This window comes from Neisseria sp. P0009.S007 (assembly GCF_051962515.1).
Window position 1 is genome coordinate 1 of record NZ_JBQCVF010000747.1, and the last position, 836, is coordinate 836.

The 836-nt window shown below is 56.8% G+C and carries 1 protein-coding gene; it reads left to right on the forward strand.

Annotated features, from left to right (window positions below):
• On the forward strand, positions 1–836 hold an 836-nt coding region (locus tag ACTHS3_RS16100), incomplete at both ends, for an ABC transporter permease (RefSeq protein ID WP_440368517.1).

The following is an 836-nucleotide window of genomic DNA, read 5'->3' on the forward strand; positions in this document are numbered from 1 at the left end:
TTTGCCGTCAGCCTGTCGGTCGGCGTGGCCGAATTCAAATGGTCCGCCCTGTTTTCGCTATCCGACAGCCAGCAGGTCATGTTCATCAGCCGCCTGCCGCGCACGTTTGCGATTGTGCTGACGGGTGCGTCGATGGCGGTGGCCGGCATGATTATGCAGATTTTGATGCGCAACCGTTTTGTCGAACCGTCGATGGTGGGCGCAAGTCAAAGCGCGGCTTTGGGTTTGCTGCTGATGACCCTGCTGCTGCCGGCCGCGCCGCTGCTGGCAAAAATGTCGGTTGCCGCCGTTGCCGCGCTGATCGGGATGTTGGTCTTTATGCTGCTGATCCGCCGCCTGCCACCGACCGCGCAACTGATGGTGCCTTTGGTCGGGATTATTTTCGGCGGCGTGATTGAGGCGGTGGCTACCTTTATCGCGTATGAAAACGAAATGTTGCAAATGCTGGGCGTGTGGCAACAGGGCGATTTTTCCGGCGTGTTGCTCGGGCGGTATGAGCTGTTGTGGGCAACGGGAATTTTGGCTTTGTTTGCCTATTTGATTGCCGACCAGCTGACGATTTTGGGTTTGGGCGAAACAGTAAGCGTAAACTTGGGGCTGAACCGGACGGCGATTCTGTGGTCGGGGTTGATTATTGTGGCGCTGATTACGTCTTTGGTGGTCGTGACAGTCGGTAATATTCCGTTTATCGGCTTGGTCGTGCCGAACATCATCAGCCGCCTGATGGGCGACAAGCTGCGCCAAAGCCTGCCTGCAGTGGCCTTGCTGGGCGCGTCTTTGGTGTTGCTGTGCGATATTGTCGGACGCGTGATTGTGTTTCCGTTTGAAATTCCGGT